The sequence below is a fragment of the Candidatus Poribacteria bacterium genome (genome assembly GCA_021295755.1).
Taxonomy (GTDB): domain Bacteria; phylum Poribacteria; class WGA-4E; order WGA-4E; family PCPOR2b; genus PCPOR2b.
Genome location: JAGWBT010000143.1, coordinates 1 through 7019, shown reverse-complemented (window position 1 = coordinate 7019; position 7019 = coordinate 1). Strand labels below are relative to the sequence as shown.

General features: G+C 49.6%; 4 protein-coding genes. All 4 read right to left on the bottom strand.

Translation table 11 applies throughout. From position 1 onward, the window contains the following. The coding region (locus J4G02_18450) for a PD40 domain-containing protein (GenBank protein MCE2396516.1) at window positions 1-1331 on the bottom strand (1331 nt) is incomplete at its 3' end. 48 nt (window positions 1332-1379) lie between these two features. Further along, a complete protein-coding gene (locus J4G02_18445; protein ID MCE2396515.1) occupies window positions 1380-3479 on the bottom strand; it encodes a hypothetical protein in 2100 nt (699 codons plus the stop codon). Window positions 3480-4437: 958 nt separating this feature from the next. Continuing rightward, on the bottom strand, window positions 4438-5865 hold the full coding sequence (locus tag J4G02_18440; GenBank protein ID MCE2396514.1) for a PD40 domain-containing protein: 1428 nt from the start codon (window positions 5863-5865) through the stop codon (window positions 4438-4440). Between the two features lie 127 nt (window positions 5866-5992). Further along, window positions 5993-6694 (bottom strand): hypothetical protein, encoded by a 702-nt coding sequence (locus J4G02_18435; GenBank protein ID MCE2396513.1) that lies wholly within the window; start codon window positions 6692-6694, stop codon window positions 5993-5995. Window positions 6695-7019 lie beyond the last annotated feature (325 nt).

The window sequence follows — 7019 nt, the reverse complement described above, 5'->3', positions numbered from 1 at the left end:
TTGCCATCCCAGTAGGCTGCACGTTGTCGGTTCGCGTAAGCTCCTGCCGCCTGTTTTCCAACATCAATTGAGCGTATTAACTCGCCCTTGACATTATAGATCCGCACGGTTACAGTGGCGTCTTCAGCGAGGTAGTAAGGTATCCATGTTTCAGGATTGAAGGGGTTTGGGAAATTCTGCATCAAACTGGTGTGCTTGATGTGTCCGAGAGTCGTGAAGGACTTGCTTTGTGGCTCAACCGAACGAAGTTCAAATTGAGGATTCCATCTAGCATCTGTGTCGTTCTCAGGATGATTACTGAGATTCTTCACGGCCGTACCATCGGCTAGCATGAAGTATATCTCTCGTTTTCCGTCCCGTTTGGACTCAAATAAGATTCGCCTCCCTTTAGGCGACCAGACTGGCTTCTGATCGCTTTTAGGGTGATTGCTGAGATTGACTTGATTATTTCCATCGGGATCGGATTTATAAATCTCCCAATTGCCGTCGCGTTGGCTTTCAAAGATGATGCCGCCCGGGGACCAATCAGCGTTGCGATCTGTCTTATCGTTTTCGGTAATCCGTGTCAGGTTTTCCCCATCAATACCGACCGTATAGATTTCCCAGTTGCCATCTCGCTTTGATTCAAAAATGACTGCCTTACTATCCGGCGACCAACGCGCCCGTCGGTCTGCCGCCTCATGGTCGCTAAGATTTAGCTGGTTTTTCCCGATACTTCGTTTGTCAACGTCCGCGATGAAAATATCGAACTGGGCTCTCTCTAAAATTTTCTTGCGCTCGCTCTCAAAAACGATTTTGGTTCCATCGGGGGACCAAGAGGCTTCCAGATCTTGTCCTACTGCTTCGCCATCCGCGTTTGTGATGTTGATCAGGTCACCAACTTTGCCTTTTGCATCTACCGCCAGGAGCCCGATATCCCAGCCGTTCGCGTTTGGTAATCCTGCGGCGTAGACAATAAGCCGTGGCTCACCGGCAGGTGCCCAGCGGGGCCCAGACAGTTTTATTCCCGGCCCATCAGGTGGACCTGTTAGGTTTGTCTGTTTAGGTTTTTGCGGGTCGGTGAGGTCTATAAGAAATACGTCAAAGTTCTCTTCACCGCGCACATTGGAATCGAAAACGATGAATTTGCCGTCAGGCGACCACTCGGGGGTGAACACCTTGGCTTTGTTCTTTGTGAGTTGCTTAATCTCGTCGTTGTCGTATATCAGATGAACCTCATCGTCACCAGTTCGGTCGGAAAGAAAAGATGCCATAGGCACCTGCGCGTATACGGAACCGATGAAGAGGAGGATGAGGCTGGCCGTAAGGGTAACGATACCTTTGCGTGACATGGTTAGGCTCCTTTCCAAGTGTGCCTACCCCATCCTCTGCAATAATTCCTACTTCAAAATCAGCATCTTCCGTGTTGCTGAAAAGTCAGGGGTATGCAAGCTGTAGAAGTAAATCCCGGAGGCAACCTGCTCACCCAAGTTGTTACGTCCATCCCAGTACGCCGCCCTAGAGCGCGTCATGTAGAACCCTTGTCCCTTGAAACCGAGATCCAGCGTCCGTACGATATCACCCGCTGTGTCGTAGATCTGGAGCGTGACATCTGCCGATGTTTCAAGTTGGTATGGAATCCATGTTTCAGGGTTGAACGGATTGGGGAAGTTCTGCAACAACTGAGTTAGCTTCGGTTGACCGATACTATCAAGCCTGATAGACAAAACTGCGTCTGCTATGCTTTCAGGGGTTACCTTAAAGTTGAGGGGATGCGATTCAACATTTCCCCCCGGTCCGATAACACGGACTTCAATCACATCTCCAACTTCGACAATGCTCCGCCGGGATAAATCAGCAGTCGCAGCGGCGAAGTAATCACCTCGCACCGGGGCGGTTATAGTGCTGTTTGTTCTCAGATTACGGACGATTACTTGGTAGCCATTAAACGCCGGCTTGCCTTCCAAATGCCCACTCACAACGAACGCCCATCCGTGCTGGGAGTCCTGCCCAGATATGGCGGGTGCTGCGGCAGCGCGTTCCATCTGATTTGTCCACTCTGAACCGACGAAGGCGACTTGGCGAGTTTCTGAGACATTGACGATATATCCTTTTCCACCCTCAATTGCAAAACCGTCGTCCGGTGCACTTGGCGTCCAGCCAACGAATTGCTGGTTTGCCGTATCAAGTGTGATGACAGTTGTCGCGCCTGTCAGCGCGGCAAGTGACTTGGCGGTCATCGGCTTTGGTGGAGCCAATGGCACAGAAATCATGTTTAACCCTTTAGCCAACGTGACGTTGAAGACGTTGCCAAAATAATCGCCCACTGCTTCGGTAGTGGGCCGGGCGATAAACCCATGTCGCCGCCCGTCCGCTGAGTCATAGTGGCCGACGACAGAACCGTCCTGATTTATATTCCAGCCCTCGGTGCTGACGCTACCCGGAAACTTAAGCGCATGTAGCCCGTGCTGGAGTGAGCCGACAGAGGTGCGCGGGACATCACCCACCCGTTTGAACCTACCAACGAGCGTCCCCGCATCATTTATACCGTGAAGAAAAAAGTATTCAAACTTTGCTGCTTGGGGAAGGTCGAAAGATACAAACCTGCCTCCCCGGGTACGCGCGTATGGATGATATATACCTTCAGCATCTACGTAGCTACCTACCATACGACCGCCTGCGTTCACAAAATCAGCGTATGTTTCCGGTGCCCCGGGGACCTCAACTATTATGTCTCCTGAGAATCCACGGCGAACGCCAGAATCATCTGTATAATTACCCGTCAGTGCTCCTGTCGCGTCACTGATACCGTATATGAACGTTTGGACAGCGCCCGGAAAATCATATTGTCGCAATTCGCCATTTTCCAAGACGACACCGTGGTACAGCCCCTCGCTATCTTGGTAGTGGCCCGCGGCTTGTCCATTATTGCCGAGTGCATAGAAATAAGTGTTCTGCGAGCCGGGAAAATCATAGGTCGTGAAAACACCATCAATGAGCGTAAAGGCAACCTCTTTTTCACTATCAAGACTGCGCGTGTAGCCCGCGTAATCCCCAAAGTCGCTACTGGCCGTCAACGCTAGAAAATCCACACCGAGAACATCAATACTTTCAAATGTATAGTTGAAAGCAGTGGGAGTGGCAACGGGTTCATCGTCGGCTGGTACAGCAGGTCTTGCGATAAATCCGTGCCTTCGCCCATCCGCTGAGTCATAGTGCCCGACGATAGAGCCGTCCTGATTGATATTCCAGCCCTCCGTGCTAACGCTGCCGGGAACCTTAAATTCCTCTAGCCCTTGCTGGAATGAGCCGACATAGGTGGAGAGGTCACCATCCACCGATTTGCTTCGGGAAACGACAACCCTTGCATCGTTGATACCGTGCACAAAATAGAATTCCAGTCTTTCAGCACGCGGAAGGTCGAGAGATACAAACCTGCCATCCGGGGTACGTATGTATGGATGAAATATACCTTCAGCATCTACGTAGCTACCCACCATACCACCGCTCGCGTTCACAAAATGGGCGTGCGTCTCCACTGCCCCGGGGAACTCAATGATTTCGTCCCCCGAGAATCCGCGGTGAACGCCAGACGCATCTATATAATTGCCCGTCAGTGCCTCTGTCGCATCACTAATACCGTATATGAACGTTTGGTCGGCACCCGGAAAATGGTATTGCCGCAGTTCACCATTTTCTAAGATGACACCATGATACAGTCCCTCGCTATCCTGGTAGTGGCCGGCAGCTCGCCCATCATTACCGAGTGCATAGAAATGAGTGTTCTGCGAACCGGGGAAATCATACCTAGTAAAAACACCATCGATGAGCGTAAAGGCGACCTCTTTTTCACCATCGGCACTGTGGGTATAGCCCGCGTAATCCCCAAAGTCGCTACTGGCCGTCAGCGCTAAAAAATCTACACCGGGAACATCAATAGTCTCAAATGTATAGGTGGAACCGCCGGTTTCGACAACGGATCCATCGTTGACTTGTGCAGCGGTGTTCATCAGGAAAAGGGAATTGAGACACACGAACAGCGTGAACATGTAAAACAGACTGGTTTTGGTCGGATTGTGCATTAAGAAAACCTTTCTTGCGGTGGAATAAGCGTGGACATGATTAGTCGATTTTCGGCAAATCCGACAATTTAGATAGGGTGTTCATGTAGGGTCACCCACAACAAAAACGTAAAGAAAATGTATGCCCCCTGTTCGCCCCGCGCTTAACCCAATGATGGAAAGCGATTGACGGGGATCGATACACGGGTGTGAACGCAAAGAATTTATGGTGAATTTTAAAATAAAAAATAAATAGACACTTTTGCCCCCGGTAGGTTCGGTTTCCTAACCTACCGGGGGCAAACCGGTGCGGTTTGGAGTGTCTCATTAATTCTAAAATTTACTATGGAATGAAAGCTGCGCCCGATACCGCGCTAGTAAAACACCTCGAAATACGCTACTTCATAACTACCATCCGTCGTGTTTCGGAGAAATCGTCAGCCAGAAGTTGGTAGAAATAGACCCCACTTGCTACGGACTGGCCCGTATTGTCTTTGCCATCCCAGTAAGCTGCACGCTGTCGGTTCGTGTACGCCCCTGCGGGTTGTTTTCCAACATCGATTGACCGAATTAATTCACCTTTGACGTTATAGATGCGTACCGTTACAGAAGCATCATCGGCTAGATAGTAGGGGATCCATGTTTCGGGGTTAAACGGGTTCGGGAAATTTTGCATCAAACTGGTGCGTTTGATGTCTCCAAGCGTCGTGAAGTATTTGCTCTGTGGCTCAACCGAACGAAGTTCATACTGAGGATTCCATCTGGCATCCCTGTCATTGCCGGGGTCGTTAGTGAGGTTCTTCAGACCTGCGCCATCGGCAAAAACAAGGTATATCTCTCGCTTTCCATCCCGTCTGGACTCAAATAAAATTCGCCGCCCTTTGGTGGACCAGATGGGCTTCTGATCGCTTTTGGCGTCATTGCTGAGATTGACTTGGTTGTTCCCATCGGGGTCCGACCTATAAATCTCCCAATTGCCGTCGCGTTTGCTCTGAAAGGCGATGCCACCGGGGGACCAGACAGCTTTTCGATCATCCGCATCATTTTCAGTGATTCGTGTCAGGTTTTGCCCATCAATGCCTACGGTATAAATTTCCCAGTTACCGTCTCGCTTCGATTCAAACACCACTGCGGTCCCATCTGGAGACCAGCTTGGAAACAGATCCTCTGCTTCATGGTTGCTAAGGTTTATCTGATTTTTTCCTATAGTTCGTTTTTCAGCGTCAGCAATATAAATATCCATCTGGGCTCTATCGTTGATTTTGTTGCGTTCGCTCTGAAAAGCGATCTTGGTCCCATCAGGGGACCATCTTCCTGCCTGATCTTGACCAACCCCCTCAGCGTTTGCATTTGTAATATTAACTAGAGCCCCCGCTTTGCCTCTTGCATCTAGCGTCAGGAGCCCTATATCCCAGTTGTCAGCGTTTGGAAATCCTGTGGAGTAAAGTAGAATCCGCGGATCTCCGGCAGGAGCCCATCGGGGCTCAGACAATTTTGTGCCCGGTCCATCGGGCGGACCTGTCAGGTTGCTTTGTTTTGGCTTCGCAGGGTCGGTGAGATCAACGATAAAGATATCAAAGCTCTCGCCACCGCGCACATTGGCATCAAAAACGATGAATTTGCCATCCGGCGACCATTCGGGAGTGAACACCTTGGCTTTGTTCTTTGTGAGTTGCTTAATCTCGCCATCGTCGTACAACAGATGAACCTCATCGTCACCAGAGCGGTCGGAGATAAAAGATGCCATTGGCACCTGCGCGTAGGTTGAACCAATAAACAGAAAGACGAAGATTCCCATTAGGCTGATGATACCTTGACGTGACATTGTTAGCTCCTTTCCAAAGATAGTAAGCTCCTTTCAACGAAGATAAGAGATTTATAGAAAATGATGGTGAAGGTGTAATGGAGGAGATAAATCTGCAACTCCATTACACCTCACCACAGAAACGGTTTTACTGAGTGACCGCTGGTGTTCCACCACGTTTGAGAATGCCCCAAGTGGTTGCGAGTTTCCCTTTGCTTTCAACAGCGCGAGGATCTTTTCTTGGAAATTCTGTGGGCCAGGGATCATCATCCGGTTGCTCATCTTGGTCTTGGCTGAGCAGCAGCTGATCAAGATTATGCGGCTGTTGTCTCGGACTTGAACGCACCACATGGAGGCCACGTTCTTTTGCCTCCCACTCGACAACCGTCAGGGGAGGAACGCCTTGGCTGAGCCACTTGTAGATACCAGCATCGAAAACGTCACGCCAGTTGCCCAATCCACGACCCATAAAGTCCGGGTCCGCGGTATGCTCGGTGGTACCGATCTGGTTATCAAACTGGAGCCAAAAGGCATCAGTACCGGTGTTGCCATCACTTTTGCCTCTTGCCCAGATGTAATAGGTGCCTTCCTCGCACCAGAACTCAACTTGCCACCATGCTGTTGGATCGGCAACCGGTGGATTCACCGCACCACCGATAAATTGGAATGCAAGGCCGTTAGAGGCATCAGCATCTCGTGCAAATGCAGTATTCTCTGGCGATGTTTCGCCATAATCTCTGATTGTCTCTGCGCTGATGACAATCTCTTCTATCGCAGCAAAGCTGCTAGAAGCCATACCGATAACACAAACTGCCATAAGCGTGCAGATTAATAAACTTGGTACTCTCATTATTAAACAACCTCCTAGATGGATTATTGGGTGTATACAGATACAAACGAACTGTCGTCCCTGCAAATCTCTTCCCAGCCAATTTTAGCGGGGCTGAACCCAGATGAAATTAGGGGTTCACGTAGCGACAGCTGCAGGGATTGTTAGCCCCTTTGTAAAATCAGTGTAGCATTAAACATCGAATTTTATCAAAAATTTCCGAATAATGCAACCCTTAAAATGAATCAAATTCTCGGAATAGGTATGAATATCTGCATAAACAGTCCTCAATTTATGGTAGATTTTAGAATTAATTAGACACTGCCAATCGGAGAGGTTAGAAAAC